Raw genomic sequence first — 26,145 nt, forward strand, 5'->3', positions numbered from 1 at the left:
ACAGGGAACCATTCGATCCTTGCCCGATTCGCTTCCACGGTTTAACCGGGCGGCATGGGAAAACGAATCGTTCCGCCGGAAGAACCGGCTGAAATCCACGAGGTGCCGCTGCGTGAGGCACTGGAAGAGCGCTATCTCGCTTATGCCCTCTCCACCATCATGCACCGTGCGCTGCCGGACGCGCGCGACGGCCTGAAGCCGGTGCACCGGCGCATCCTCTACGGCATGCGCCTGCTCCGGCTCGACCCTGGCACGGCCTTCAAGAAGTCTGCCAAGATCGTCGGCGACGTGATGGGCTCGTTCCATCCGCACGGCGACCAGGCTATCTACGACGCCATGGTCCGCCTCGCGCAGGATTTCTCCTCGCGCTATCCGCTGGTCGACGGCCAGGGCAATTTCGGCAATATCGACGGCGATAACCCCGCCGCCTACCGCTACACCGAAGCGCGCATGACCGACGTCGCGCGGCTTCTGCTCGAGGGCATCGACGAGGACGGGGTCGAATTCCGCGCCAATTACGACGGCCAGTCGAAAGAGCCCATCGTGCTGCCGGGCGGCTTCCCGAACCTGCTCGCCAACGGCGCGCAGGGCATCGCGGTCGGCATGGCGACCTCGATCCCGCCGCACAACGCCGCCGAGCTCTGCGATGCCGCGCTGCACCTGATCGAGAAGCCCGACGCAAAATCGAAGGCGCTCTTGAAGTGGGTGAAGGGTCCGGATTTCCCGACCGGCGGCATCATCGTCGATTCCAAGCAGGCGATTGCGGAAGCCTACACCAACGGCCGCGGCTCGTTCCGCGTCCGGGCACGGTGGACGCAGGAGGAGGGCGCCCGCGGCACCTGGGTCGTCGTCGTCACCGAAATTCCGTTCCTGGTGCAGAAGTCGCGCCTGATCGAGAAGGTCGCCGAGCTGCTGGACCAGAAGAAGCTGCCGCTGGTCGGCGACATCAGGGACGAGTCGGCCGAAGACGTCCGCATCGTGATCGAGCCGAAGTCGAAGAACGTCGATCCCGCGCTGATGATGGAATCGCTGTTCCGGCTGACCGAGCTCGAAAACAAGATTCCGCTGAACCTCAACGTGCTGGTCAAGGGCCGCATCCCCAAGGTGGTCGGCCTGGCCGAAGCCTTGCGCGAATGGCTCGACCATTTGCGCGACGTGCTGATCCGCCGCAGCAACTACCGCAAGGCGCAGATCGAACACCGGCTGGAAGTGCTCGGCGGCTTCCTGATCGCCTATCTGAACATCGACAAAGTGATCAGGATCATCCGCACCGAGGACGAGCCGAAGCCCGAGCTGATGAAGGCGTTCAAGCTTACCGAGGTACAGGCGGAAGCCATTCTCAACATGCGCCTGCGCTCCTTGCGGAAGCTCGAAGAGATGGAGATCCGCACCGAGGACAAGAACCTCCGCGCCGAGCTCAAGGGCATCAATGCGGTGCTCGCCTCCGAGCCTGAGCAGTGGAAGAAGGTCGGCGAGCAGGTCGGCAAGGTCCGCGACATGTTCGGACCGAAGACGCCGCTCGGCAAGCGCCGCACCACCTTTGCGGATGCGCCCGAGCACGACCTCGCCGCGATCGAGGAGGCATTCGTCGAGCGCGAGCCGGTGACGGTGGTCGTCTCCGACAAGGGCTGGATCCGCACCATGAAGGGGCATGTCGAGGATCTCTCGGGCCTTTCCTTCAAGCAGGACGACAAGCTCGGTTTTGCCTTTTTTGCCGAGACGACCTCGAAGCTGCTGCTGTTCGCCACCAACGGCAAGTTCTACTCGCTCGACGTTGCGAAGCTGCCGGGCGGCCGCGGCCATGGCGAGCCGATCCGACTGTTCATCGACCTCGAGCAGGAGGCCGCGCCGGTCGCGCTGTTCGTCAACAAGGGCGGACGCAAATTCCTGGTCGCCAGCCACGAGGGCCAGGGTTTTGTGGTCAACGAGGACGATTGCGTCGGCACCACGAAGAAGGGCAAGCAGGTCCTCAACGTCGAGATGCCGAACGAGGCGCGCGCGATCACCGAGGTGACGGGCGACACCGTCGCCGTCATCGGCGAGAACCGCAAGATGCTGGTCTTCCCGCTCGACCAGGTGCCGGAAATGGCGCGCGGCCGCGGCGTGCGCCTGCAGAAATACAAGGACGGCGGCCTGTCCGACGTTGCGGTCTTCGACGCCAAGGCGGGCCTGACCTGGAAAGACTCCGCAGGACGCGAATTCTCCGCGACCATGAAAGAGCTCGCCGAGTGGCAGGGCACCCGCGCCGATGCCGGTCGCCTGCCGCCGAAGGGTTTCCCGAAATCGAACAAGTTCGGTCGGGTGATCGGGTAGGGCTCTTTTGTCCCGGACGCGCTGCAGCGTGCAACGCTGCTGCGCAGAGCCGGGACCCATGCTACACGGACCACTCTAAGATATAGGCCCCGGCTCAGCAGCGCACCGTCGAATTGACGCTGCGCTGCGTCCGGGGCATGAGAGCGTGTGTGGGGCACATCTGCTTCCCCATCGTCATTACGAGCGCAGCAAAGCACTCCAGAATGCCACCGCGGAAAGACCCTGGGTTGCTTCGCTGCGCTGGCAATGACCAGCTGCGATAGCCTCGCTCTCCAACTCAAAGTGTGTGCATCCCGCAAACGCGCGGCAGCTAGCCACGAGCGCATACGTGCGGGCACGAACATTGCTTTTTCCTGGCGACTGCAAACGGCTGGTCAAAAGGCGAAAACACCCCAATGTTCAAACTGAAGGCTTTTATTCCCGCGCTGTTCGGTCTTGCGCTGGTGGCGGCGCCCGCGCATGCGGCGGGCAATTTCGTCGCGGTGCTCGAGGCGGAGATCGTCACGCTCGATCCGCACTTCTCCACGGCCTATATTTCGCGCACGTTCGGCTACATGGTGTTCGACACGCTGTTTGCGAAGGATGCCAAGGGCGACATCAAGCCGCAAATGGTGCAGGACTGGAAGGTCTCGCCTGACGGGCTGACCTATACGTTCACGCTGCGCGACGGCCTCAAATGGCATGACGGCCAGCCGGTCACATCAGCCGATTGCGTGGCGTCGCTGCGCCGCTGGGGCACGCGCAGCGCGCTCGGCCGCCGCATTTTCGCGATCACGGCTTCGCTCGAGCCGGCCGATGCGAAAACCTTCGTGCTGACGCTGAAGGAGCCGTCCGGCCTCGTCATCGACGCACTCGGCAATCCCGTCAGCCCCGTCGCCTTCATGATGCCCGAGCGCATCGCGAAGACGCCGGGCGACCAGCGCATCACCGAGATCGTCGGCTCCGGACCGTTCGTCTACAGCAAGGCCGACCACCGCACCGGCGACCGCATGATCCTGAAGAAGTTCGGCGACTATGTGCCGCGCCCCGAGCCCGCGGACTTCCTGGCCGGCGGCAAGCGCGTCAATGTCGACACGCTCGAGATTCGCGTCATTCCCGATGGTGCGACCGCCGCCTCTGCACTGCAGGCCGGCGAAGTCGACTTCATGCAGTACGCGCCGTTCGATCTGTTGCCGCAGCTGGAGAAGAATACGCGCGTCAAGCTCGTCAACTTCACCGGCGGCAACATGTTCGCCGGCGCCTATCGTCTCAACGCGGCCTCGAAGCCGTTCGATGATCCAGAAATCCGCCGCGTGCTGTGGAAGCTGGTCGACCAGCGCGAAGTGCTGGATGCGCTCGGGCTCGACGCCAAGTACGCCACTCCTTGCGCGACCTACTTCACCTGCGGCACCACATACGAGAGCAAGGCCGGCACGGAAGCGGCGGCCAAGCCCTCGATCGAAGCGGCGAAGGCTGCGCTGAAGGCGACCAAATATGCCGGCGAGCCCGTCGTCGTGATGCAGGCCAACGACCTCGAAGCCCCGCGCGTTTCGGCGCAGGTGCTCGCCGAGCGGCTGAAGGCGGCCGGCTTCAATGTCGATCTGCAGGTGATGGACTGGGCGAGCGTGCTGGCGCGCCGCGCCAAGAGGGAGGGCTGGAGCGTCTATGGCGTTCACGCCGGCGGCTTTGACCTGGGCTCGCCGCTGACCAATGTCATGGTCGCTTTCAACTGTGCCGACTTCACCGGCTGGCAATGCGATGCGCGCATCACCCCTCTGATGGAAGCCTTCGCCAAGGCGCCGGCCGAGGCGGACCGGAAGAAGATCGCGGGCGAGATTCAGAGCGTGATGTACGATCAGGCGCCCGCAATTCCGTGGGGCCAATTCGCGCAGCCCGCCGCCTATCGCGCGACTTTGCGCGGTCTGATACCGTCTGCCATCCCGGTGTTCTGGAACGTTGAGAAGTAGCGCGATGTACGATGTCATTGTTGTCGGCGGCGGCTCCGCCGGCGCCGCCGTGGCCGCAAGGCTCTCCGAAGATCCCGCACGGCGCGCGCTGCTGTTAGAGGCGGGCCGCGACTGGCGCGCCGATGAGGCGCCCTGGGAGGTGAGGACACCGAATCCGATCCCGATCATCCACAAGCGCGAGTATCAGGAGAAATGGCAATGGCCCGATCTTCTGACGCGCCGCGTGGCGGGGCAGGAGCCGCGCTTCTACTGGCGGGGCAAGGGGCTCGGCGGCTCGTCGATGATGAACGGCCAGATCGCGATCCGCGGCGTTGCCGATGCCTTCGACGAATGGGCGGCCAATGGCTGCACCGGCTGGTCGGCGAAAGAGGTGATGCCGCTGTTCTCGGTGATCGAGGACGATCTGGAATTCGGCGATGTCGAGGGTCACGGCCGCGGCGGGCCGCTGCCGGTCTACCGCGCGCCTCTGGAAAAGTGGGGCCCCATCGATCGGGGCTTGCGCGATGCGGCGTTGACGAGCGGCTATCCCTGGTGCGCCGACGTCAATAGTCCGGACGGCGAGGGCGTTGCCTGTTACCCCATCAATAGCCGTAACTTGCGCCGCATCACCACCAACGAGGGTTATCTCGAGCCCGCGCGCGGGCGAGCCAACCTGGAGATCCGCGGGCATGCTCTGGTCGATCGCGTGCTGATCAGCGACGGACGGGCGACCGGCGTCTGCGTCCATATCCAGGGGCAGGGCACCCACGAGATCAGCGCGCGCCAGATCGTGCTGTGCGCCGGCGCGATCCACAGTCCGGCGATCCTGCTGCGCTCGGGCATCGGGCCGGCCGAGGAGTTGAAGGCGATGGGGATCGCGGTCGCGCGCGATCTGCCGGTCGGCCGCCACTTCTTCGACCACCCGCTGTTTCGCGCCACGATCCAGCTCCGGGACGAGCTTCGTCCCACCGATCCCGATACGCGCCACACCAATTGCTGCGTGACCTATTCCTCGGGCCTCGCCAATGGCGGCAAGCGCGACATGATCCTGATCGCCTTCAATCACCGCGGCATCGGTAACCCCGGGGCGATCGGCGCGGGGTTGTTCAACGCCTATTCGCGCGGAACGCTCAAGCTGGCCTCGACCGATCCTGCAATCGATCCGATCGTCGAGGAGAACATGCTGGCCGATCCGCGCGACATGCTGCGTATGATGGATGCGGTGAAGCGCCTCGCGGTCATAACCTCGCAGCCGGCGCTGTCAGGCATCGCCGACTGGATCCGGCTCGCTGACACGGATTTGACATTGCCGCAGGCCGCCAGCCTGCCAGATCACGAGCTCGACGCGGTGCTGCGCCGCGAGACCGGCGACATCCAGCACGCCGCCGGCAGCTGCCGTATGAGCGGCGTGAACGACCCCGATGGCGTGGTCAACCCCGACGGCACCGTGAAAGGGATCAGCGGCCTGCGCGTCGCCGACGCCTCGATCATGCCGTCCGATTGCCGCGCCAACACGCACTTCACGACGGTGGTGATCGGGGAAGCGATCGCGCGGATGATGATGCGGTAGAAGCGAGCCAGCAACTGGAATCAATTCAACGTTGCGCGACATCGTTCCTACGAATGTCGAAAACCTCCAACGAATATCGTCAGGAACGTTTGCGCGCGGCTTCGATTGGCATGTCATCGTCAATCGGAGTTTCAACAATGCGAAAGACAATCTTCTCAGTAGCCCTGTGTGCGTTGCTTGCTGGCGCGTCGATCGGGTTCGCCCATGCGCAGGCAGGAGGAGGCGCGGGAGGCGCAGGTGGAGCGGGCGGCACAGGTGCGGGCACAAGCGCCGGAGCTGGTGGAACCAGCGGCGGCTCGGATGGCGGAACGACCGGCGCGGCGGGTGGAACAGGGGCCGGTACTGCCGGCGCTGGTTCGGCGTCCAGCGCGGGTAGCAGCAGTGGAAGTGGCGCGGGCACCGGCCAGGGCGGCGGCCCTCAGACAATCCGTCCCGGCGGGTCCAACGATCCAACCCGACGGTAACGACATCCCCGCCATGTAACTTTAAGAAGGGGAAGCTGCGGGTTCAACTCAGCAGCTTTCCCACGCATCGGCCGCGTCAACGGCCGGCCCTGGGTGGCACCAACTCTTATGGACTGAACAAGCTGCGGAGAAACCGCTCCTTTTCGCCGGGCGCGTAACCTTGAGAGGCGCCAAAATACGGCTCGGTGGCTCCGGAGTAACCCTCGGCCCCGTGCTGCGGAGGCGCGTAGGCGAAACCCGAAATGGGACCTGACGGGATCATGCCTGGATTGGAATGAACAATCGCGGGCCGCCGGTGCGCATGACGCACCTGTGCGGCCTCGGCAACGCCGCCCAAGGTGATCAGAAAACTCAAGGCCAGAATGAAACGCATCGCTGTTTCTCCAAACGCCCCGCCTCCCTAGTTGGCGTTCAGCCGCAGCGTTCCAACACATCCTGGCCTCACGATAAGTCACATCCCTGGCATCAGATCACCCCTGCCAGCCGCAGCGCCACGCCCGCCGCGCAGCTGCCCGCGAGCACCGTCAGCATGCCGAGCTTTAACCGGAAGATCGCGGTGGCCGCCGCGATCGCCAGCACCAGCGCAGGGACGTCGACGCTTCTCAGCACCGGCATGTCGAAGTTCAGCGGAAACGCATGCACCGGCACGGTCTCGCGGAACAGGGTGTGGAGCGCGAACCAGATCGAGAGGTTGAGGATCACGCCGACGACCGCGGCAGTGATCGCGCTGAGCGCGCCGGCGAGGCCCGTGTTCCCGCGCAGGCGCTCGATATAGGGCGCGCCGACGAAGATCCAGAGGAAGCAGGGCGTGAAGGTGACCCAGGTCGCAAGCAGGCCGCCGAGCGTGGCCGCGAGCATCGGCGACAGGCCGCTCGGCTCGCGATAGGCCGCCATGAAGCCCACGAATTGCAGCACCATGATCAGCGGGCCCGGCGTGGTCTCGGCCATGCCGAGACCGTCGAGCATCTCATGCGGCTTGAGCCAATGATAATGCTCGACCGCTTGCTGGGCGACATAGGCCAGCACCGCATAGGCGCCGCCGAACGTGACCAGCGCCATCTTCGAGAAGAACAAGGCGATCTGGCTAAATACGTTGGCCTGGCCGAAGGCCATCAGCAGCGCGATCACCGGCACCAGCCAAAGCGCCAGCCACAATGCACCGACGCGGATCGCTCGCGCCGTGTTGGGCCGGACGTGATCGGGCACGGCCTCGCCGAGCATGCTGTCGATCGCGGCGCCGCTGCCGCCATGACCGTGACCGGCCGGCGCAAACTCGGGACGGCCGCTTCGGGCGCCGGCATAGCCGATGATGCCGGCGGCGATGATGATGACCGGAAAGGGCACCGCGAAGAAGAAGATCGCGACGAAGGCCGCGGCCGCGAGCGCGATCATGATGCCGTTCTTCAGCGCGCGCTTGCCGACGCGCACCACGGCCTCGACGACGATGGCGAGCACGGCCGCCTTGAGTCCGAAGAACAGCGCCTCGACGAAGCTGACATTGCCGAAGGCGGCATAGATGTAGCTGAGGCCCATGATGGCGATGATGCCGGGCAGGATGAACAGCCCGCCCGCCATCAGCCCGCCGGCGGTGCGATGCATCAGCCAGCCGACATAGGTCGCGAGCTGCTGCGCCTCGGGTCCGGGCAGCAGCATGCAGTAGTTCAGCGCGTGCAGGAAACGGCCCTCGGAGATCCACTTCTTCTCCTCGACCAGGATGCGGTGCATTACCGCGATCTGGCCGGCGGGCCCGCCAAAGCTCAGGCAGGCGACACGGAGCCAGACGCGGAAGGCTTCGTTGAAGCTGATGCCGTGACCGGCATCAGCTTCCGTTTGATCGGCGCGAACGTCCATTACGCCTTCACCTTGTTGGTCGGCCAGTTGTGGGTCTCGGTGGTGGCGTCGCGGCACCAGCGGTAGAAGGCATCATAGAGCAGCATTCCGGCTTCGAGCTGCTCGAGGTCGTCGTCATACATCCGCGATAGCCCGAGCGAGGCCGCGAGCAGGCCGGGCGCCTCCGGCGCGAGCTCGGGGCGCGCGGTGTCGGCGCCGCGCACCAGCGTCGCGAGGCGCAGCAGGGGCGGCGTCGCGATGCCGAACTCCTCGATCATCACGTCGAAGGTGCAGAGCTCGCCGCGGTGGCTCCAGAACACGTTTTCGATGTCGAAGGGCGCTGCGCCGAACCGCTCGCCGACGGCGACCACCTCGGACGGCGCGACATAGAGGAACACAGCCCCCGGATCGACGAAGCGGCGGATCAGCCACGGGCAGGCGATGCGGTCGACCTTCGGCCGCGCCCGCGTCACCCAGACGGTGCGCCCCTTGGCATCGCGCGGCGGTAGCTTGCGGGTGTCGACCAGCGGCAGCTTGGCCGCCTTCCAACCCTCGAAGCCGCCCTCCAGCGTTTCGGCCTGCGCGCCGAGCTGGCGTAACCAGGCCGCGGTGCCTTGCGCGAGCTTCTCGCCGCGGAGGCAGGAGACCACGACGCGGCGGCCGGCGAAGGCGCCGCCCCAGTCCGCCACGTTGTCGTGGCTGAGCTTGATGGAGCCGGGAATCAGCCGCCGGTCGGCGGCGAAATCCTGCTCGGTGCGCACGTCGATCAGAACAGGCGCGTTCGCCGTGCCGATCAGCCGTGCCATTTTGTCGGATGAGATGGTCGTGAATGTAGACATGATGCGTCCTCGCAAGAACTAAACGGGACGCGATGCTTGGGCCTGTCGCCTCGTGGGGAGATCGCTCAAATCCCCATGGCGCAGATTACAGCGAAACTAAGAAGCACTGTCAATCCGCAGGACGATTGGTCCTTAGAAAATTGGCGCCCGCCGTCTATATTGGAGGCCAACGGACCTGAATCTTCGGGAGAATTCGATGCATTCCCATTCCATCGAACAATGGACCCATGACCACGCCTTTCTGGGCGAGAAGCACGACGACAACGAGCGCCGCACCTGGTTCGTGGTCGTGCTGACGCTGGTCATGATGGTCGGCGAGATCGTTGCCGGCTCGCTGTTCGGTTCGATGGCGCTGCTAGCCGACGGCTGGCACATGGGCACCCATGCGGCGGCGCTCGGCATTGCCGCCTTTGCCTATCGCTTCGCGCGGCGGCATCTGGGGAATGCGCATTTCACCTTCGGCACCGGCAAGTTCGGCGATCTCGCCGCCTTCGCCAGCGCGATCATCCTCGGCCTGATCGCGGTCGAGATCGCCTATGAGAGCGTGCTGCGGCTGATCAATCCGGTGCCGATCGTCTACGGCGAGGCCATGGCCGTGGCTGCTCTCGGCTTGAGCGTCAATCTCGCCAGCGTGTGGCTGCTGCGCGACAACCACGCTCATCATCACGGCCATGGCCATGCGCATGATGACCACGCCGAGCACGACCACGACCATGATCATCACGGCCACCATCACGACGACAACAACCTTCGCGCGGCCTATGTCCATGTCATGACGGATGCCGCAACCTCGGTGCTGGCGATCGCTGCGCTCGCCGTCGCGATGTATTCGGGCTGGGTCTGGGCCGATCCGGCGGTGGGCCTGATCGGCAGCGCCGTGATCGCGAGCTGGGCATTCGGCCTGATCAAATCATCGGGTGCGGTGCTGCTCGACGTGCGCGCCGACGAGAAGCTGGAGCGGGTGATCCGCGCCCGCATGGAGGTCGGCGAGGATCGCGTGACCGACCTGCATCTCTGGCAGGTCGGCCCCGGCCATTGTGCCGTGCTGCTCTCGGTGGTGTCGGACAAGCCGAAGCAGCCGGCCGTCTACAAGCGGCGGCTCGCGGGGCTGAAGGGCCTCAGCCATGTCACGGTCGAGGTCGAGACCTGTCCGCATTGACGTGAGGATCAGCTCTTCGGCGCGGTTGCTGTCGGCGGGCTTGCGTCCGGCGTCTTCTTCGGCTTCAGCGTGCCGGCGTAGAACGAGACCAGCCAGACCAGGAGAAGCGCGAGCAGATAGACGCCCCAGGCCTGCGGCGGCGTGGTCGCCCAGCGCAGGAGGCCTTTGAACGTGCGGGGCGGGCTGTTGTCGTCGCTCATGGCCCGCTTGTGCGCGAAAGCTCAGGTCTGGTCAATCCGGCCGCCGCCCGGCGCGGATCAGGAACAGCGCTGCCAGCGCCGAAAGGCTGAGCGCGGATGAGACGATCAGCACCTTGGCGCCCATGAGGTCGATGAGCAGGCCGAAGGCGAGCGGCGCCACCGCCTGCGCCATCCGTGCCGGTGCGCCGATGATGCCGAGGCGATAGCCGAAATCCTTCGGGCCGAAGATCGACAGCGGCAGCGTGCCGCGGGCGATCGTCAGAATGCCGTTGCCGGAGCCGTGGAACAACGCGAACGCGCTCGCCGCAGCGCCGCCGAAGATCGCGACGATCACGGCGCCGACCGGGTGGGTGAGGCTGGCGAGCCGCGTCGACCACAGCGGATGGAAGCGGCTGAGGAAGCCGGCCTCGAGCATGCGCGCACCGACTTGCGCCGGGCCGATCAATGCGCCGGCCGCGATCGCCTCGGCCGGCGTGGCCCCCGTCGTTTCCAGGATGCGCGGGAAATGCGCGGCCATCGCGCCGGTGACGGTCCAGACCGCCGCGAAGATGAAGGCAAGCAAGATCATGGTGCGGTCGAGCGGCACATGCGGCTTCTCGGCCGTGGCCGCCGCCTGCTTTGCGCCCTTGATGACCGGCAGCATGAAGAGATTGAGCGGCAGGCCGATCAGGATGTTGGCGGCGGCCCACGCAAAACAGGTTTCGCGCCAGCCGATATGCGACAGGCCCCAGGCGGTGAGCGGCCAGCCCACGGTGGAGGCGAAGCCCGCCATCAGCGTGATGCCGGTGATCGGCCTGCGCGCCTCGGTGCCGTAGATGCGTCCCAAGGCGGCGAAGGCGGCATCGTAGAGTCCCATCGCCATGCCGATGCCGAGCACCAGCCAGGCGATCGACATCACCGTCACCGACTGCGAGATACCAAGGAGCACGAGGCCGGCGGCAATGGTCAGGTTGGACGCCGACAGTACCTGACGGCCGCCGACGAGATCGATCTGGCGTCCAATGCGCGGGCCTAGCATTGCGGAAATCACCAGCGCGGCCGAGAACGCGCCGAAGATCCAGTTCGAGGAGACGCCGAGATCGCGCCCCATGGGGTCGGCGAGCAGCGCCGGCAAATAATAGCTGGAGGCCCAGGCCAGCGTCTGCGTGGTGCCGAGCGCCAGGATGACCGGAAGCTGGCGCTGGCTCATCTGCGCACGCTTCCAATTCTGGCCGGCAACTTCATCATCACAAGCATTTGCCGCCCGCGCGGCGAGTGCGTCAACCGCGACTGCGGCATATTCGACCTGCGCGGGACGGGGAACCTTGCGCTCGGCTTGCGCGTGGCTTGCGCCTTTCGCCCGTCACGAATGCACGCCATAATGGCGTATGCAAGTCACCTCGCGCCTCTCCCTGATGAACTGGATCACCAGCCAGGGGCTTACCGGCCTGCCCGAAAATGAACTGCTCCGCGGCTTCTGCGAGCGCTGCTGCGCCGAGGGGCTGGAACTGTCGCGTGGCCTGGTCGTCATCGACACGCTGCATCCGATCTATGAGGGCCGCGGCTTCCGCTGGAGCGATCGTCCCAGCAACGAGAGCGATGCCTTCGAATACGGCTCGACCGCAGACGGCGATGCCGCCAAGAGCTGGCGCCGCTCGGTGTTCTTCCACATGCTCGAGAATGGCCACGACGAGATGGTGATCGATCTCGCCGACGCGCCGTCGATGGATTTCTCGCAGATCGGCGAGCTCGCCGAGAAGGGCCACAAGCACTATCTCGCCTTCGTCCACCGCTTCGGCGAGAACGGCGCGCTCGGTCTGATGGATTGCCTCTATTCCTGTTGGACCACCCGCCGCGCGAGCGGTTTCTCCGGACTGGAGCTGGAAGCGCTGCGCGATCTCGTTCCGGTGTTGGGGCTCGCGATCAAGTCGGCGCAGCAGGTCGACATCGCGCGCACGCTCGGCCGGGTCTATCTTGGCCGCGACGCCTCCGAGCAGGTGTTACGCGGGCGCATCTCGCGCGGCGTCACCGAGCGCATCAACGCCGTGCTGTGGTATTCGGACCTGCGCGGCTCGACCGGCATCAGTGAGAGCATCGGTCCCGACGAGATCATCCCATTCCTCAACGACTATGCGCAGGCCGTGATCGATCCGATCCACGAAGCCGGCGGCGACGTGCTGAAGCTGATCGGCGACGGGGTGCTCGCGATGTTCTGGGGTGAGGACATGGCAGATGCGCGCCGGGCCGCGCTCCGCGCCGAGCACCTGTTCCGCAAGAACGTCGCCGCGCTGAACGAGCGGAGGGCGGCGGAGGGCCGTCCGACCACGTCAGCCTATATCGGCCTGCATGTCGGCGAAGTCTTCTACGGCAATATCGGCAGCGAGGACCGGCTTGATTTCACCGTGGTCGGCCCGACCGTCAACGAGGTCAGCCGCATCGCCGCGATGAGCCGCTCGGTCGATCGCGAACTCCTGGCCTCGTCCGAATTCTACAAGGGCCTCGACGCCGCCGGCCGCCGCTATCTCGTCTCCACTGGCCGCTATGCGCTGCGCGGCATCGGCCGCGCCCAGGATCTCTATACGCTGGATCCGGAGGTCGACGCGAGCGAGCCGGTAAGGGGCAGCTACGAGCGCTATCTGGCGGGTTAGGGCAGGCTGCGTCCGCATACTCCGTCATTGCGAGGAGCCCTTGCGACGAAGCAATCCAGTCTATCCGCGGAGGGATGCTGGATTGCCTCGCTACGCTCGCAATGACAGTGTGCCTAGCACCGCGCCGCCACCTCATCTCCCACCATGTCCGGCTGCCGGTCCAGTCCCACCGCCGGTGAGAGCAGGATCACCAGCGCCTGCACCCCGAACACGGCGGCGGCGAGATAAAGACACGCTTCCGCGCTCCAGAAGCCGCCGACGATCGCACCCAGCATTGAACCGAGCGGACGGGCGCCGTAGCTCATGATGTTGATGGCGGAGACGCGGCCGAGCAGGCGCGGCGGCGTCACGGACTGGCGCAGCGTCGTGGTCGAGATCACCCACAGGATCGGGCCGACGCCGAGCAGGAAGAAGCTCAAGCCCGCGAGCGAGGGCGAGGGGATCAGCACCGTCAGCGCCATCACCAAGGCCGCGACGAAACCGGTCACGGGGCCGAGCCCCACAACGGTGCCGAAGGTGATCCGCTTCATCACGCGCGTGGCGAGCAGCGCGCCGATCACCATGCCGACGCCGTACATCGTCAGCACCGTGCCGACACCGGCGGCGCTCAGGCCGAGATGGCGCACGGCGTAGGGAACGAACACCGCGATCTGCAGGAACCAGCCGGTGTTGAAGATGAACTGGGTGATGAACACCGGCCGCAGCAGCGGATGGTGAAACACGAAGGCCGCGCCCTCGCGGATTTCCTGGAGCGGATGCCGCCGGGGCGCCGGCGCGCGCGCGGGCTCGTAGATGCCGGAGAGCAGCACGACCGCGATGGCCGAGAGCGCCGCGGCAAAGCCGAACGCCGGGCTCGCGCCCCACCACCCCACCAGCGCACCGCCGAGTGCGGGGCCGCTGGCGAAGGCGATGGTGCGCGCCAGCTCGATGCGCGCATTCGCCGCCGGCAACAGGTCGGAGCTCACCAGCGACGGCACCAGCGCCGGTGCTGCCACGCTGTAAACGACGGTGCCGCACACCGCGGCGAAGCCGAGCAGGGCCAGCAGCGGCAAGTTGAGGGCTCCCAGCGCGAGCAGCAGTACGATGGCAGCGAGCGCCGCCGCCCGCAGCGCCTCGGCGCTCGCCATCAGCCTGCGCCGCGAGATGCGGTCGGCGAGCACGCCGGCGGGGATGGCGAACAGGACGAAGGGCAGGGTGAGCGCGGTCTGCAGCAGGCCGGTCTGCCCTTCGGCCACCCCCAGCGTCAGCACCGCGACGATGGGCGCTGCCGCGAGCGCAATCTGCTCGGCCGACTGGGCCGCGAGATTCGACCAGGCGAGGCGGTTGAAGGTGTCCGGGAGGCGAGGGGACATTGACATGGCGCATATCCTGCTAAGGCGAATTTGCGCCAATGGTCGCCCCCGACGCCCACCAAACCCACCCGCTTCCCGACAAGAGGCGATTTCCCCACGATCGGCGGCGGAAACGCTTGCCGCTAGATGCAGTTGCAAATGAGTTGCAATAAGAATGAAGTTGGGTATTCTGCCGATATGGATGCCCGATCACCCCACATGAGTCCCGACCTCGCCGGCTGGCGCACTGATGCGCCCACCACCAAGAGCCTCGCGGAGGTTAATTCCACAGTCACCATTCCCGCCGCGGGCCGCTGGTGGCGGCGGCTGCTGGCCTTCGTCGGACCCGGCTACCTCGTCTCGGTCGGCTACATGGACCCCGGCAATTGGGCGACCGATCTCGCCGGCGGGTCGAAGTTCGGCTACACGCTGCTCTCCGTCATCTTGCTCTCGAACTTGATGGCGATCCTGCTCCAGTCGCTGGCGGCGCGGCTCGGCATCGTCACCGACCGCGATCTCGCCCAGGCCTGCCGCGCCTCCTATCCGCCCGCGGTGAACTTCCTGCTCTGGCTCGCCTGCGAGGCGGCCATCATCGCCTGCGATCTCGCCGAGGTGATCGGCACCGCAATCGCGCTGAAGCTGCTGTTCGGCATTCCCCTGATCGGCGGCGCATTGCTCGCCGCGCTCGACGCCTTCCTGCTGCTGCTGCTGATGAATCGCGGTTTCCGCTTCCTGGAGGCTTTCGTCATCGCGCTGCTGGCGGTGATCGCCGTCTGCTTCGTGGTGCAGATCGCGGCGGCGGCGCCGCCGGTGGCGGAGGTCTTGCGGGGCTTCGTGCCCAAGAGCGAGATCTTCACCAATTCGGACATGCTCTACATCGCGATCGGCATCATCGGCGCCACCGTGATGCCGCATAATCTCTACCTGCACTCCTCGATCGTGCAGACGCGCGCCTATGAGCGCAACGACACCGGCCGGCGCGAAGCGATCAAATGGGCGACGACGGACTCGACGATCGCGCTGATGCTGGCGCTGTTCATCAACGCCGCGATCCTGGTCGTGGCCGCCGCGACCTTCCACAAGACCGGTCATGCGGATGTCGCGGAGATCGGCCAGGCTTTCGAGCTCCTGTCGCCGCTGCTCGGTCTCGGCATCGCCTCGACGCTGTTCGCGGTGGCGCTGCTCGCCTCGGGCCTGAACTCGACGGTCACGGCGACGCTCGCCGGCCAGATCGTGATGGAGGGCTTTCTCGACCTGCGCCTGCCGAGCTGGGCGCGTCGCCTGCTCACCCGCGGCATCGCCATCATTCCCGTGATCATCGTCACCGCTGTTTATGGCGAGCGCGGCACGGCGGATCTGCTCGTGTTCAGCCAGGTGGTGCTGTCGATGCAGCTGCCTTTCGCGGTGATCCCGCTGGTCCGCTTCGTCTCTGACCGTCGCAAGATGGGCCAGTTCGCGATTCCGACATCGGTCGCCGCGGTCGCCTGGATTGTCGCCGGCGTCATCGTGATTCTGAATCTGAAGCTGCTGGCCGATACATTTTTTGGGTGACGGAGATCGCTCCTGCGGACAGTTCGGCCGCGGAGCGCATTTCACATGAAGGGATTGGTGATTCGAAGACCTTCCTTCAGAACCATTCCATGCTGGAAGTCTTCGGACAGCAATGTCTCGCATCCAGCGTGGAGTGCAGAGGCAGCGATCATCGCGTCGTAGGTCTGCATCCCGTAGCGCTCAGCAAGCCCAAGGCCGGTGTCATGGGTATCCAGCGTGACAGGATAGATCGTAAGGAGCCCCCGCAACGAGTCCAGGAAGTTGTGCGTTTGCTGCCAGGACAATTGCGTCTTGCGACGGATTACATTGGCAAGCTCATTGAGCACCTGTACGCTGATCACGCCGCCGCCCGAAAGTGCTTGCTCAGCTCGGTCAGCCTTCGCCGCATCGCTCGACACGAGATAGAAGAGGACGTTGGTGTCGAAGAAGTTAGCGGGCATTCGCTTCCTCTCTGTCGAACTTGAAATCGACAGGAAGGCTGCCGCGAAGGGCACGAATACGCTTCAGCAACTCGGCGCGGTCCGGTTTGCGGGCGACGCCGAATTCCCGGTCTCCAGCAACGTGGATTTCGATCTCATCGCCTTCCTTCAGCTGAAGTGCTTCGACGACGGTAGCGGGAAGGCGGACTGCAAGGCTATTTCCCCACTTCGCGACCTGCATGTGGGCCTCCGATAGATATACATGGCTAAGTGTGTATATCTAACGCAGAGGATGTCAAGCTCAATATCAGCAACCGTCCGGCATTGTTTGTTGCGGGGTGGCCGCCAGCAGCCCGCTCATATCGAGCAGGGGCAAAGCGCATGGACGGCAAGCGTCTTCGTCCAGTGCACGACCCGAACAAGAGTGTCCCCTAATCCTGCGGCTCGGACGCCACGTCCCCCTGCGCATCCACGCGCAGCCAGCCTGACGGTGCGAGGCGCTGCTGCGGCAGGAAGCGGGCCTTGTAGTCCATCTTCTTGGAGCCTTCGATCCAGTAGCCGAGATAGACGTAAGGCAGCCCTTGCCGGCGGGCGCGTGCGATGTGGTCGAGGATCATGAAGGTGCCCATCGAGCGGCTGACCTGGCCAGGATCGAAGAACGAATAGACCATCGACAGGCCGTCGCTGAGGACGTCGGTGAGCGCCACCGCGATCAGCTCCTCACCGCGGCCGGTGATGCCGCTGTCGGGGCCGCGCTTGCGGTACTCGATGATGCGGGTCTCGACGTGGCTGTCCTCGACCATCATGGCGTAGTCGAGCACGGTCATGTCGGCCATGCCGCCGTGGCGGTGGCGGGCGTCGAGGTAGGCGCGGAACACGGAATATTGCTCGGAGGTCGGTACCGCGCTGCGCTGCTCGCCGATGATGTCGGCGTTGCGAGCCATCACCTTGCGGAAGTTGCGCGAGGGCCGGAACTCGTTGGCGATGACGCGGACCGAGACGCAGGCGCGGCACTGGTCGCAGGCCGGCCGGTAGGCGATCGACTGGCTGCGGCGGAAACCGCCGTGGGTGAGCAGATCGTTGAGGTCACCGGCGCGGTCCCCGACCAGATGCGTGAACACCTTGCGCTCATGCCGGCCCGGCAAATACGGGCAGGGGGAGGGCGCCGTAAGGTAAAACTGGGGGGTGTCGCGCGAGTGCTGGGTCAAGGGACGTCGTCGGCCTCCGAAACAGGCATCAGCATCGCGCTCCAAAAGCCCCCGGTCAATCGATTAGCTCACCACGTCCGCGCCGCCTGCGGTGCGGGTATGCGAACCGAATTGTTGATCACGACCGTTCCCAGCACGAAATCGTGCAGCAGGCGACGGCGGCCGTTGAACAGGCCGACCAGCACCACAAACGGCGACAGGAACGAGACCGTCACCCAGAACAGCACGGCATGGGTGGCCCCGAGCACGAAATAGCCGGGGGCGCCGTACCAGGTGCGCAGCTCCAGGTCCATCAGGCGCATGCCGACCGTGGCGGAGGACGCACCGCCGATGCTGGCGCCGTAATAGACGATGGCCCAGATCACGGAGGCCGGCCAGGCGATCCAGAACAGCGCCCAACCGATGCCGAGGGTGACCACGCCGAACAAGGCGATGAAGATGTAACCGAGGATCACCGGCACCGAGATCACGACCATGTCGATCAGGAAGGCGAACACCCGCCGCGTCGCGACGCCCCGGAACAGCTCCGGATGCAGGTCAGGATCGTAGGCATGCGGTTGCATGGCCCCGTCATTGCGCCAGGCGCCTGAATTGCCCGTGTCGTACGACATAGTCCGTTCTCCCAGCGAAGCCCCGTCGCAGGACATGGGAACAGGCCATGCCCGTGCCAAGGCCGCGCGGGCGGCAGCAAGCCGAAATATTCCGGCGATTCGGGGGCGAAGGTTCGAGCAGGCCTGTAGGGTAGTCTATAGGGTGGGCAGAGGCGCGTAACGCCGTGCCCACCATTGCCCGCCGACTTGCACGATGGATGAATTGGTGGGCCCGCTTCGCTTGGCCCACCCTACGACAGCTTACGTCTGGGCCCGCAGCTTCTCCGCCGCCTTCGGCGCAAAATAGCTCAGCACGCCGTCGGCGCCGGCGCGCTTGAAGGCGAGCAGGCTTTCCATCATGGCACGGTCGCCGTCGAGCCAGCCGTTGTTCGCGGCTGCGGCGATCATCGCGTACTCGCCGGAGACCTGGTAGGCGAAGGTCGGCATCGCGAACGTATCCTTCACGCGGCGGACCACGTCGAGATAGGGCATGCCGGGCTTCACCATCACCATGTCGGCGCCCTCGGCGATGTCGAGCTCGACCTCGCGCAGCGCCTCATCGGTGTTGGCGCTGTCCATCTGGTAGGTGCGCTTGTCGCCGGTGAGCGTCTTGGCCGAGCCGATGGCGTCGCGGAACGGGCCATAGAAGGCGGAGGCGTATTTGGCCGCATAGGCCATGATCTGCACGTCGAGCAGGCCGGCGCGGTCCAGCCCCTCACGGATCGCGGCGACGCGGCCGTCCATCATGTCCGAGGGCGCGATGATGTCGCAGCCGGCTTCGGCCTGCACCAAGGCCTGGCGCACCAGCACGGCGACGGTCTCGTCGTTGAGGATCTTGCCGTCGGAGATCAGGCCGTCATGGCCGTGGCTGGTGAAGGGATCGAGCGCGACGTCGCAGAGGATTCCGATCTCCGGAAACTCCTTCTTGATCGCGCGCACGGCCTGGCAGACCAGGTTGTTCGGGTTGGTGGCTTCCGTGCCTTCCTCGTCGCGCAAGGAGGGATCGGTGTAGGGAAACAGCGCGATGCAGGGGATCGTCAGCTTCATGGCGCGCTCGGCCTCGCGCACGGCCTCATCGATGCTGAGGCGGTCGACGCCGGGCATCGAGGCAACCTGCTCGCGCTTGTTGGTGCCGTCGATCAGGAACAGCGGCCAGATCAGATCGTCGGTCGTGAGGACGTTCTCGCGCACCATGCGCCGGGCCCACTCGGCCTTGCGGTTGCGGCGCGGACGGACGGTCAGATCGAGGGCATGCGGCAGCGCGGTGCTGTCCCGGCGCGAAACTTCGCGCAATTCGATCGGACGTCCGTATTTGATCGCCATCACTCTTCCTCCGGCTGGAATTATTCTTATACCAGCTCGCACGGTTCCCGTCACCGCGGCTTGACCTGTCGCAAAGGATGGCAGCCGATTGATTTTGCGGGCCGAAGCAGCCAGAAGGGGCCATGTCCGAGATCTCCACCCGCGATGCTGCCCAAGGCGGCGCCAGTGCCAGGGACGCTGCCCGTGACACTGCCCGAGAGAGCGCCCTCTCGGTGGCGGCGATCTCCTCGGAGCGTTCGGAGTCCGACGACAATGTCTGGACCCGCCGGCTGGTGCTGTTCCTGCGGGTGATGGCGCTGCTCTCGATCCTGAAAGGCCTCTATCACTGGGCGCAGGTCACGGGCTTCGTCGGCGGCGAGGACGAGGCGTTCGAGAACCAGTCGATGGCGTGGCAGGCCGCGACTGTCTACTTCGCCGTGATCGAGCTCGTTGCCGCGGTCGGCCTCTGGCTGGCAACGCCATGGGGCGCGGTGGTGTGGCTGACGACCGTGGTGTCGATGGCCGTGATCGAGCTGATGTTCCCGGGAATCTACGGCGGCAGCCTCGTCGTGGTCGGCGTCGAGGTCTTCATGCTTGCCGCCTATCTCGCGCTCGCCTGGATGGCCGCGCGCGAGCGGCCGCCGTAGGCGACAACGTCGCGATCCACAACACTCTCGTGCCCCCGGACGCAATGCAGCGCGCCGCACTTGCGGCGTGATGCGTTGCAGAGCCGGGGCCCATCTCTCCGCAATCTCGCTCTCGGATTTCTGGGTCCCGGCTCTGCGCGCCGCTTTGCGGCGCTTGTCCGGGACACGAGAATGTTGCGCTTGGTTGACCGCTGGTTGCCTAAAATTCGCGGTAAGTTTTCCTTGACCAGCCGGTTCCGCCACAGCCGTTACGCGTGCGTTTCGAAACGGGGCGGGGCTGTTCTGGAATGCGACAACGGGGGCGGACGGAGGGTGAACAGGACCTTGCAAAGGTCAACAGAGGCTTTCGAAAAGTGCTTGTGGCACAGGCTTAATGCGCAATTCACTGTCTTAAATTCATGATCTCTTTATTCTCTTATTTAAGCCGATGTTCAAACGCGCCCCTTAAGTTGCACCTATCAGACGGGACACAAGTTTCGTCGAATAAGTGTCGATAAAAACGACAACAGGGGAAGTGTCATGATGAAAGCCGTCGCAACTGCGGCAGATACCGCAGAGCGCGTCTCCGGCCAGCAGGGTTCGGTGCAGTCGCTCTATCTGGAAGCTTTGACTCTGGTGGAGCGGCTGCATCGCCGGCTCCTCGACGTGATCAAGGACGAATTCGATCGCCGCGGCCGTGCGGACATCAACTCGGTCCAGGCGCTCTTGCTCTACAACATCGGCGACAAGGAGCTGACCGCGGGCGAATTGCGCACGCGCGGTTACTATCTCGGCTCCAACGTCTCCTACAATCTGAAGAAGCTCGTCGAGCTCGGCTTCCTCGATCATCAGCGCTCGCGCGTCGATCGCCGCTCGGTGCGCATCCGCCTCACCCCGCAGGGCCAGGAAGTCCGCCGCATCGTCGATGCGCTCTACCAGAAGCACGTCAAGACGGTGGAGCAGGTCGGCGGCATCTCCGGCGACGAGTTCGCGACCCTCAACAAGTCGCTGCACCGTTTGGAGCGGTTCTGGACCGACCAGATCCTCTATCGCCTCTGAGTTTCCTTAGAGGGATCAGGGCCAAGCCGGCCCGCAACAAGACCGGCAGCCCTCCCGCACGTGCCTGACTTCCCCAAGCGCGCCGGCCCCGGAGTTGTCCCGGACCGGCGCGTTGTTGTTTTTTGCACCTGCGAAAAAATCCCCCGGCGGCCGGGAACAAGTTCCGGGCTCGGCGCTTATCTCCTTCGGATCGGAGAAACGGCGATGCTGGTCGAACGCGGGCTTCGGGTGATGAACGTGGAACTCGTCAGCGATGCCTACGCCATCGCCGCGAACTACCTTCGCCGCTCCGGCGCGATACCGGACACTCTCGTCACCGACGACCGCCTGCTTCACCTGATCGTCAAGCTGCTCCAGCAGGGCGAATTCAACAAGATCAGGCTGGCCAACAAGGCGATCGCCCGGTTCCAGACGCAGACCGAGGCCAGAGCGGTTGCCTGATCAAAACCCCCAAGATCCCGACCAACCAGAGGATGCTATGGAAGCTGCCATTGACCGCATCATGCAGACCTATGACCTGCTCGCCAACCGCACCGCGGCGGCCAGCGCCGAGGCGCGTGAAAAGGTCACGAACTACCTCAACATCCTGATGGAAGCCGGCGAGACCGACACCCACAGGTTGACCGTCTGCGGCCTGACCTACTTGCGCCAGCTCGACGGCAGCGTCGACCCGGTGAAAGCGGGGTATACGGGGCTGTAGAAGGACGCCGGCTGCGCCTGACAGCAGCCGGCAAAAAATCCGGCCCAAAGCGGCCCCAGCCGGGATATCGACAGGGAGCAGTCTCGCAAAACCGCTCCCGGGCTGAATATCCCCAATCCCACCATATCTTGCATAAATATCAGGCCCGACCCGCAAATGCTTGGCCTGTTGCGGGCGATGTGGTAGATCGCGCGTGCTTCCGACCGCCACACCAGACCCGCCCGTAGCCCGCGACAAGGCTGCGGCGGTGGAGATATTCGCAAGATGACCGCACCCAAGACCGCCTCCGCGCCCGATTCGTTTTTCACCGCCTCGCTCGAGGGGGCCGATCCGGAAATCGCCGCCGCCATCAAGGGCGAGCTCGGCCGGCAGCGCCACGAGATCGAGTTGATCGCCTCCGAGAACATCGTCAGCCGGGCCGTGCTGGAAGCGCAGGGTTCGGTCATGACCAACAAATACGCGGAAGGTTATCCGGGCGCGCGTTATTACGGCGGTTGTGAGTGGGTCGACGTCGCCGAGAACCTTGCGATCGATCGCGCCAAGAAGCTGTTCGGCGCCAATTTCGCCAACGTGCAGCCGAACTCCGGCAGCCAGATGAACCAGGCGGTGTTCCTGGCGCTGCTGCAGCCCGGCGACACCTTCATGGGTCTCGATCTCGCCGCCGGCGGCCATCTCACCCATGGCTCGCCCGTTAACATGAGCGGCAAGTGGTTCAAGGCCGCGCACTACACCGTGCGCCGCGAGGACCAGATCATCGACATGGATGCGGTGGCCAAGCAGGCCGAAGAGGTCAAGCCCAAACTGATCATCGCCGGCGGCTCGGCCTATTCGCGCGCCTGGGACTTCAAACGCTTCCGCGAGATCGCAGACAGCGTCGGGGCGTACCTCCTGGTCGACATGGCGCATTTCGCCGGGCTCGTCGCCGGCGGCGCGCATGCTTCCCCGGTACCGTACGCGCACGTCACCACCACCACGACGCACAAATCGTTGCGCGGTCCGCGTGGCGGCCTGATGCTGTGGAATGACGAGACGCTGACCAAGAAGCTCAACTCGGCGATCTTCCCGGGCCTGCAGGGCGGTCCTTTGATGCATGTGATTGCGGCGAAGGCGGTCGCCTTCGGCGAAGCGCTGCGTCCGGATTTCAAGGTCTACGCCAAGAACGTCGTCGAGAACGCCAAGGCCCTGGCCGAGACGCTGAAAGGCCATGGTCTCGATATCGTCTCCGGCGGCACCGACAATCATCTGATGTTGGTCGATCTCCGGCCGAAGGGCCTGAAGGGCAACGTCTCGGAGAAGGCGCTGGTTCGCGCGGCCATCACTTGCAACAAGAACGGCATTCCGTTCGACCCGGAATCGCCCTTCGTCACCTCGGGCATTCGGCTCGGCACGCCGGCTGCGACCAGCCGCGGGTTCGGCGTGGCCGAATTCCAGCAGGTGGGCGGCATGATCGCCGAGGTCCTGAACGCCATCGCGCAATCCTCCGACGGCAAGGCGCCGCTGGTGGAAGCTGCGATCAAGGAACGGGTCAAGGCGCTCACCGACCGGTTCCCGATCTACCAGTAAAGTCCAAGAAAACCTTTCAAGGTACACGGATGCGCTGCCCGAACTGCAACAGTCTCGATACGCAGGTAAAGGACTCGCGTCCGACCGAGGACTCGTCTGTGATCCGCAGGCGGCGCGTGTGCGTCGCCTGCAATTTTCGCTTCACCACCTTCGAGCGCGTGCAGCTGCGCGAGCTCACGGTGATCAAGCGCAACGGCCGCCGCGTGCCGTTCGATCGCGACAAGCTGATGCGCTCGGTGCAGATTTCACTTCGCAAGCGGCAGGTCGAGCCGGAGCGTGTGGAGAAGATGGTCTCCACCATCGTGCGCGAGCTCGAGACCGGGGGTGAGGCCGAGATCTCCTCGGAGGTGATCGGCGAGACCGTGATGGAGCATCTGCGCACGCTCGACGACGTCGCCTATGTGCGCTTTGCCTCGGTGTACCGCAATTTCCGCGAGGCCAAGGATTTCGCCGACGTGCTCGGCGAGCTCTCCGGCGAGGAGGAAGCGCGGCTCGCCGCGATCCGCAAATGATCTTCCGCATCCTGGAAGACCAGTTCGCGCAGAAGGCCCGCGAGGCCAAGGAGGCTGATCGCCGTTTCATGGAGCTGGCGCTCGCGCTCGGTCGGCGCGCGCAGGGCCGGACCTGGCCCAACCCGGCCGTGGGCGCCGTCATCGTCAAGGACGGCGTCATCGTCGGCCGCGGCTGGACCCAGCCCGGCGGACGGCCGCATGGCGAGCCCGAAGCGTTGCGGCGGGCGGGCGAAGCGGCGCGGGGCGCCACGCTCTATGTCACGCTGGAGCCGTGCTCGCATTTCGGCAAGTCGCCGCCTTGCGCCGATGCGGTGATCGCCGCCGGCATCAAGCGCGTGGTGGCGGCGATCGAGGACCCCAATCCGGAAGTGGCGGGCCAGGGCCATGCGCGCCTGCGCGCCTCCGGCATCAATGTGGACGTCGGTCTGTGCGCGGCGGAGGCCGCGTTCGATCATGCCGGACATTTCCGCCGCATCCGGGACCAGCGTCCGCATGTGATCCTGAAGCTCGCGGTCTCGCCCGACGACAAGATCGGTGCGCCCGGCGGCAAGCCGCTTGCGATCACGGGGGCGGCGGCACGCAATCGCGTGCATCTGCTCCGCGCGCAAAGCGACGCCATCCTGGTCGGCATCGGCACGGTGCTGGCGGATGATCCGCAGCTCAACTGCCGCCTGCCGGGCATGGCGGCGCGCTCGCCGGTGCGTGTGGTGCTCGACCGGAGCCTGCGCATACCAGCATCGAGCCAGCTGGTTCGATCCGCGCGCGAGACGCCGCTTTGGGTGATCGGTTCCGAGCTCGCGGAAGCGGCCGCCGCGACGCGCCTTGGCGCGGCCGGTGCGCAAATCGTGCGCATGCCTCCGGGTAGTGCATCCGGGCTCGATCTTTCGGCCGTGCTGCACGCGCTGGCGGAGAAGGGCATCACGCGGCTGATGGTCGAGGGCGGCAGCCGTGTTGCGGCATCGTTCGTCGCGGCCGATCTCGTCGACGAGATCTGGCTGTTCCGCGGCGCGGAAGCGGTCGGCGAAGGCGGCGTCGATGCGCTCGATGCATTGCCCCTGTCGAAAATCACGCAGTCGCCGGCCTATAAGGTTCATGCTAGCGAGACCTGCGGCAAGGATACTCTCACCATCTACGAGCGCGCGTAATGTTCACCGGCATTGTCACCGATATCGGCGAGATCGTCAGCTTCACGCCAACGGCGCAGGGGCAGCTGCACCGGCTGCGGATCGCTTGCCGCTACGATCAGAGCACGATTGCGGACGGCGCCTCGATCGCCTGCAACGGCGTCTGCCTGACCGTGGTTGGCTCGGGCATCACGGACGGCAGGACGTGGTTCGACGTCGATACTGCGGCCGAGACGCTGGCGCTGACGACGGCCAAGCACTGGAAGGTCGGCACCAGGCTCAACCTCGAGCGCGCGCTGAAGATCGGCGACGAGCTCGGCGGCCATATCGTCGCCGGCCATGCCGATGGCATTGCAACCATCGTCAGCCGCGAGGACTTGCCGGATATGGCGCGGTTCGTGCTCTCGACGACACGGGAGCTGGCACGGTTCATCGCCACCAAGGGCTCGATCACGCTCGACGGCGTCTCGCTGACGATCAATACGGTTGCAGACGTGACCTTTTCGGTGCTGATCATTCCGCACACGCTTGATGTCACGACAATAGGCGGCTGGAAGGCGGGAGATGAGGTCAATATCGAGGTCGACCTGATGGCCCGCTACGCGGCGCGGCTGACGGAAATGACGTAACGGCGATTGAAGATCGTCATGCGCGGGCTTGACCCGCGCATCCATCCTCTTAAGAGGGGCTTGCCCGATCGATTGCCGGGTCAAGCCCGGCAATGACAGAATAGGTTGACGATGGCAGACGCGCGGCGCGCACCCCTGAAGGACCAGACCGACATTTCCGGCGCACGCGCGCTTGTAGTCGAGGCGCGGTTCTATGACGATCTCCAGGACGCGCTGCTGGACGGCGCGGTCGCCGAGCTGAAGGCGGCCGGCCTGACCCATGACGTTATCACGGTTCCCGGCGCGCTGGAGATCCCCGCGGCAGTCGCCATCGCGGTCGATGCCGCGGCCGCGAACGGCAAGCCGTATGACGCGGTGATCGCGCTTGGCTGCGTGATCCGCGGCGACACCATTCATTTCGAGATCGTCTCGCAAGAATCCTCGCGCGCGCTGATGGACCTCGCCGTGGCGCGGAAGCTGCCGCTCGGCAACGGCATCCTCACTGTCAACACCGAGGCGCAGGCCTGGGCGCGAGCGCGCGCCAGCGAGCTGAACAAGGGCGGCGATGCCGCGCGCGCCGCGCTTGCGATGCTGCGCATCAAGCGTCGCCTGGCGCAGGCCTGAA

Annotated in this window: 26 protein-coding genes; 15 read left to right on the top strand and 11 right to left on the bottom strand. The window is 65.4% G+C overall.

Going from position 1 to position 26,145, the window contains the following annotated elements; translation table 11 throughout:
- Window positions 1-54 precede the first annotated feature (54 nt).
- From parC to HZZ16_RS26910, 3 genes are all read left to right on the top strand, one after another.
- Entirely contained in the window at window positions 55-2,313 is a 2,259-nt protein-coding gene (gene parC, locus HZZ16_RS26900; protein ID WP_197952851.1) for a DNA topoisomerase IV subunit A, read from the top strand.
- A 395-nt stretch (window positions 2,314-2,708) separates the two neighbouring features.
- A complete protein-coding gene (locus tag HZZ16_RS26905) occupies window positions 2,709-4,259 on the top strand; it encodes an ABC transporter substrate-binding protein (protein WP_197952852.1) in 1,551 nt (516 codons plus the stop codon).
- Window positions 4,260-4,263: 4 nt separating this feature from the next.
- Window positions 4,264-5,808, top strand: coding sequence for a GMC family oxidoreductase (locus HZZ16_RS26910; protein ID WP_197952853.1), 1,545 nt, complete (start codon window positions 4,264-4,266; stop codon window positions 5,806-5,808).
- Window positions 5,809-6,378: 570 nt separating this feature from the next.
- Here HZZ16_RS26910 and HZZ16_RS26915 read toward each other — a convergent pair.
- The 3 genes from HZZ16_RS26915 to HZZ16_RS26925 form a co-directional block, all read right to left on the bottom strand.
- A complete protein-coding gene (locus HZZ16_RS26915; RefSeq protein WP_197952854.1) occupies window positions 6,379-6,645 on the bottom strand; it encodes a hypothetical protein in 267 nt (88 codons plus the stop codon).
- Between the two features lie 92 nt (window positions 6,646-6,737).
- Window positions 6,738-8,123, bottom strand: coding sequence for a chromate efflux transporter (gene chrA / locus HZZ16_RS26920; protein ID WP_197952855.1), 1,386 nt, complete (start codon window positions 8,121-8,123; stop codon window positions 6,738-6,740).
- On the bottom strand, window positions 8,123-8,941 hold the full coding sequence (locus HZZ16_RS26925) for a chromate resistance protein ChrB domain-containing protein (protein ID WP_197952856.1): 819 nt from the start codon (window positions 8,939-8,941) through the stop codon (window positions 8,123-8,125). Before HZZ16_RS26925 ends, chrA begins: the two co-directional genes overlap by 1 nt.
- A 196-nt stretch (window positions 8,942-9,137) precedes the next feature.
- Between HZZ16_RS26925 and dmeF the strand changes: the two genes are divergently transcribed.
- Window positions 9,138-10,100 (top strand): CDF family Co(II)/Ni(II) efflux transporter DmeF, encoded by a 963-nt coding sequence (dmeF, locus tag HZZ16_RS26930; RefSeq protein ID WP_197952857.1) that lies wholly within the window; start codon window positions 9,138-9,140, stop codon window positions 10,098-10,100.
- A gap of 8 nt (window positions 10,101-10,108) precedes the next feature.
- On the opposite strand, the gene HZZ16_RS26935 is transcribed toward dmeF, so the two are convergent.
- Both HZZ16_RS26935 and HZZ16_RS26940 read right to left on the bottom strand, forming a co-directional pair.
- The gene (locus tag HZZ16_RS26935) at window positions 10,109-10,300 is read right to left on the bottom strand and encodes a hypothetical protein (protein WP_197952858.1); all 192 of its coding nucleotides are present in this window, start codon (window positions 10,298-10,300) and stop codon (window positions 10,109-10,111) included.
- 31 nt (window positions 10,301-10,331) lie between these two features.
- Complete coding sequence (locus HZZ16_RS26940; RefSeq protein WP_197952859.1) at window positions 10,332-11,489, bottom strand: MFS transporter; 1,158 nt, start codon at window positions 11,487-11,489, stop codon at window positions 10,332-10,334.
- Between the two features lie 178 nt (window positions 11,490-11,667).
- On the opposite strand from HZZ16_RS26940, the gene HZZ16_RS26945 reads away from it, so the two are divergent.
- Window positions 11,668-12,927, top strand: coding sequence for an adenylate/guanylate cyclase domain-containing protein (locus HZZ16_RS26945; protein WP_197952860.1), 1,260 nt, complete (start codon window positions 11,668-11,670; stop codon window positions 12,925-12,927).
- A gap of 113 nt (window positions 12,928-13,040) precedes the next feature.
- On the opposite strand, the gene HZZ16_RS26950 is transcribed toward HZZ16_RS26945, so the two are convergent.
- The gene (locus HZZ16_RS26950; protein ID WP_197952861.1) at window positions 13,041-14,285 is read right to left on the bottom strand and encodes an MFS transporter; all 1,245 of its coding nucleotides are present in this window, start codon (window positions 14,283-14,285) and stop codon (window positions 13,041-13,043) included.
- 171 nt (window positions 14,286-14,456) lie between these two features.
- Here HZZ16_RS26950 and HZZ16_RS26955 point away from each other — a divergent pair, with 171 nt between their 5' ends.
- Window positions 14,457-15,809: an Nramp family divalent metal transporter gene (locus HZZ16_RS26955; protein WP_197952862.1), complete on the top strand. Its 1,353-nt coding sequence runs from the start codon at window positions 14,457-14,459 to the stop codon at window positions 15,807-15,809.
- A gap of 41 nt (window positions 15,810-15,850) precedes the next feature.
- On the opposite strand, the gene HZZ16_RS26960 is transcribed toward HZZ16_RS26955, so the two are convergent.
- From HZZ16_RS26960 to hemB, 5 genes are all read right to left on the bottom strand, one after another.
- Window positions 15,851-16,249: a PIN domain-containing protein gene (locus HZZ16_RS26960; protein WP_197952863.1), complete on the bottom strand. Its 399-nt coding sequence runs from the start codon at window positions 16,247-16,249 to the stop codon at window positions 15,851-15,853.
- Window positions 16,239-16,469, bottom strand: a complete 231-nt coding sequence (locus HZZ16_RS26965) for an AbrB/MazE/SpoVT family DNA-binding domain-containing protein (protein WP_197952864.1) — start codon at window positions 16,467-16,469, stop codon at window positions 16,239-16,241. Before HZZ16_RS26965 ends, HZZ16_RS26960 begins: the two co-directional genes overlap by 11 nt.
- Before the next feature lie 190 nt (window positions 16,470-16,659).
- On the bottom strand, window positions 16,660-17,436 hold the full coding sequence (locus HZZ16_RS26970) for an arginyltransferase (protein ID WP_197952865.1): 777 nt from the start codon (window positions 17,434-17,436) through the stop codon (window positions 16,660-16,662).
- A gap of 68 nt (window positions 17,437-17,504) precedes the next feature.
- A complete protein-coding gene (locus HZZ16_RS26975; RefSeq protein ID WP_197952866.1) occupies window positions 17,505-18,047 on the bottom strand; it encodes an RDD family protein in 543 nt (180 codons plus the stop codon).
- 240 nt (window positions 18,048-18,287) lie between these two features.
- Complete coding sequence (hemB, locus tag HZZ16_RS26980) at window positions 18,288-19,349, bottom strand: porphobilinogen synthase (RefSeq protein WP_197952867.1); 1,062 nt, start codon at window positions 19,347-19,349, stop codon at window positions 18,288-18,290.
- A 122-nt stretch (window positions 19,350-19,471) separates the two neighbouring features.
- On the opposite strand from hemB, the gene HZZ16_RS26985 reads away from it, so the two are divergent.
- The 9 genes from HZZ16_RS26985 to ribH all read left to right on the top strand — a co-directional run bounded on the left by HZZ16_RS26985 (window position 19,472) and on the right by ribH (window position 26,144).
- Entirely contained in the window at window positions 19,472-19,975 is a 504-nt protein-coding gene (locus HZZ16_RS26985) for a DUF6163 family protein (RefSeq protein ID WP_197952868.1), read from the top strand.
- Between the two features lie 519 nt (window positions 19,976-20,494).
- Window positions 20,495-21,013: a transcriptional regulator LdtR gene (gene ldtR / locus HZZ16_RS26990; RefSeq protein ID WP_025036696.1), complete on the top strand. Its 519-nt coding sequence runs from the start codon at window positions 20,495-20,497 to the stop codon at window positions 21,011-21,013.
- A gap of 204 nt (window positions 21,014-21,217) precedes the next feature.
- Window positions 21,218-21,454: a hypothetical protein gene (locus HZZ16_RS26995; protein WP_197952869.1), complete on the top strand. Its 237-nt coding sequence runs from the start codon at window positions 21,218-21,220 to the stop codon at window positions 21,452-21,454.
- A gap of 37 nt (window positions 21,455-21,491) precedes the next feature.
- Window positions 21,492-21,713: a hypothetical protein gene (locus tag HZZ16_RS27000; RefSeq protein ID WP_025036694.1), complete on the top strand. Its 222-nt coding sequence runs from the start codon at window positions 21,492-21,494 to the stop codon at window positions 21,711-21,713.
- A gap of 264 nt (window positions 21,714-21,977) precedes the next feature.
- Complete coding sequence (glyA, locus tag HZZ16_RS27005; protein WP_197952870.1) at window positions 21,978-23,276, top strand: serine hydroxymethyltransferase; 1,299 nt, start codon at window positions 21,978-21,980, stop codon at window positions 23,274-23,276.
- Between the two features lie 29 nt (window positions 23,277-23,305).
- Window positions 23,306-23,788, top strand: coding sequence for a transcriptional regulator NrdR (gene nrdR / locus HZZ16_RS27010; RefSeq protein ID WP_011087793.1), 483 nt, complete (start codon window positions 23,306-23,308; stop codon window positions 23,786-23,788).
- Window positions 23,785-24,933 carry a bifunctional diaminohydroxyphosphoribosylaminopyrimidine deaminase/5-amino-6-(5-phosphoribosylamino)uracil reductase RibD gene (gene ribD, locus HZZ16_RS27015; protein ID WP_197952871.1) on the top strand — a complete coding sequence of 383 codons (1,149 nt, stop codon included), beginning with the start codon at window positions 23,785-23,787 and terminating at the stop codon, window positions 24,931-24,933. The genes nrdR and ribD overlap by 4 nt, the downstream gene beginning before the upstream one ends.
- Entirely contained in the window at window positions 24,933-25,541 is a 609-nt protein-coding gene (locus HZZ16_RS27020; RefSeq protein WP_197952872.1) for a riboflavin synthase, read from the top strand. Before ribD ends, HZZ16_RS27020 begins: the two co-directional genes overlap by 1 nt.
- Window positions 25,542-25,652: 111 nt before the next feature.
- Window positions 25,653-26,144 carry a 6,7-dimethyl-8-ribityllumazine synthase gene (gene ribH, locus HZZ16_RS27025; protein WP_172783457.1) on the top strand — a complete coding sequence of 164 codons (492 nt, stop codon included), beginning with the start codon at window positions 25,653-25,655 and terminating at the stop codon, window positions 26,142-26,144.
- Window position 26,145 lies beyond the last annotated feature (1 nt).

This window comes from Bradyrhizobium glycinis (assembly GCF_016031655.1).
GTDB lineage: Bacteria > Pseudomonadota > Alphaproteobacteria > Rhizobiales > Xanthobacteraceae > Bradyrhizobium > Bradyrhizobium glycinis.

What these genes read in the sequence shown, in the direction of transcription:
- parC (WP_197952851.1), top strand. Translation starts at nt 55, where the DNA reads ATGGGAAAACGAATCGTTCCGCCGGAAGAACCGGCTGAAATCCACGAG.
- HZZ16_RS26905 (WP_197952852.1), top strand. Translation starts at nt 2,709, where the DNA reads ATGTTCAAACTGAAGGCTTTTATTCCCGCGCTGTTCGGTCTTGCGCTG.
- HZZ16_RS26910 (WP_197952853.1), top strand. Translation starts at nt 4,264, where the DNA reads ATGTACGATGTCATTGTTGTCGGCGGCGGCTCCGCCGGCGCCGCCGTG.
- HZZ16_RS26915 (WP_197952854.1), bottom strand. Translation starts at nt 6,645, where the DNA reads ATGCGTTTCATTCTGGCCTTGAGTTTTCTGATCACCTTGGGCGGCGTT.
- chrA (WP_197952855.1), bottom strand. Translation starts at nt 8,123, where the DNA reads ATGGACGTTCGCGCCGATCAAACGGAAGCTGATGCCGGTCACGGCATC.
- HZZ16_RS26925 (WP_197952856.1), bottom strand. Translation starts at nt 8,941, where the DNA reads ATGTCTACATTCACGACCATCTCATCCGACAAAATGGCACGGCTGATC.
- dmeF (WP_197952857.1), top strand. Translation starts at nt 9,138, where the DNA reads ATGCATTCCCATTCCATCGAACAATGGACCCATGACCACGCCTTTCTG.
- HZZ16_RS26935 (WP_197952858.1), bottom strand. Translation starts at nt 10,300, where the DNA reads ATGAGCGACGACAACAGCCCGCCCCGCACGTTCAAAGGCCTCCTGCGC.
- HZZ16_RS26940 (WP_197952859.1), bottom strand. Translation starts at nt 11,489, where the DNA reads ATGAGCCAGCGCCAGCTTCCGGTCATCCTGGCGCTCGGCACCACGCAG.
- HZZ16_RS26945 (WP_197952860.1), top strand. Translation starts at nt 11,668, where the DNA reads ATGCAAGTCACCTCGCGCCTCTCCCTGATGAACTGGATCACCAGCCAG.
- HZZ16_RS26950 (WP_197952861.1), bottom strand. Translation starts at nt 14,285, where the DNA reads ATGTCAATGTCCCCTCGCCTCCCGGACACCTTCAACCGCCTCGCCTGG.
- HZZ16_RS26955 (WP_197952862.1), top strand. Translation starts at nt 14,457, where the DNA reads ATGGATGCCCGATCACCCCACATGAGTCCCGACCTCGCCGGCTGGCGC.
- HZZ16_RS26960 (WP_197952863.1), bottom strand. Translation starts at nt 16,249, where the DNA reads ATGCCCGCTAACTTCTTCGACACCAACGTCCTCTTCTATCTCGTGTCG.
- HZZ16_RS26965 (WP_197952864.1), bottom strand. Translation starts at nt 16,469, where the DNA reads ATGCAGGTCGCGAAGTGGGGAAATAGCCTTGCAGTCCGCCTTCCCGCT.
- HZZ16_RS26975 (WP_197952866.1), bottom strand. Translation starts at nt 18,047, where the DNA reads ATGTCGTACGACACGGGCAATTCAGGCGCCTGGCGCAATGACGGGGCC.
- hemB (WP_197952867.1), bottom strand. Translation starts at nt 19,349, where the DNA reads ATGGCGATCAAATACGGACGTCCGATCGAATTGCGCGAAGTTTCGCGC.
- HZZ16_RS26985 (WP_197952868.1), top strand. Translation starts at nt 19,472, where the DNA reads ATGTCCGAGATCTCCACCCGCGATGCTGCCCAAGGCGGCGCCAGTGCC.
- ldtR (WP_025036696.1), top strand. Translation starts at nt 20,495, where the DNA reads ATGATGAAAGCCGTCGCAACTGCGGCAGATACCGCAGAGCGCGTCTCC.
- HZZ16_RS26995 (WP_197952869.1), top strand. Translation starts at nt 21,218, where the DNA reads ATGCTGGTCGAACGCGGGCTTCGGGTGATGAACGTGGAACTCGTCAGC.
- HZZ16_RS27000 (WP_025036694.1), top strand. Translation starts at nt 21,492, where the DNA reads ATGGAAGCTGCCATTGACCGCATCATGCAGACCTATGACCTGCTCGCC.
- glyA (WP_197952870.1), top strand. Translation starts at nt 21,978, where the DNA reads ATGACCGCACCCAAGACCGCCTCCGCGCCCGATTCGTTTTTCACCGCC.
- nrdR (WP_011087793.1), top strand. Translation starts at nt 23,306, where the DNA reads ATGCGCTGCCCGAACTGCAACAGTCTCGATACGCAGGTAAAGGACTCG.
- ribD (WP_197952871.1), top strand. Translation starts at nt 23,785, where the DNA reads ATGATCTTCCGCATCCTGGAAGACCAGTTCGCGCAGAAGGCCCGCGAG.
- HZZ16_RS27020 (WP_197952872.1), top strand. Translation starts at nt 24,933, where the DNA reads ATGTTCACCGGCATTGTCACCGATATCGGCGAGATCGTCAGCTTCACG.
- ribH (WP_172783457.1), top strand. Translation starts at nt 25,653, where the DNA reads ATGGCAGACGCGCGGCGCGCACCCCTGAAGGACCAGACCGACATTTCC.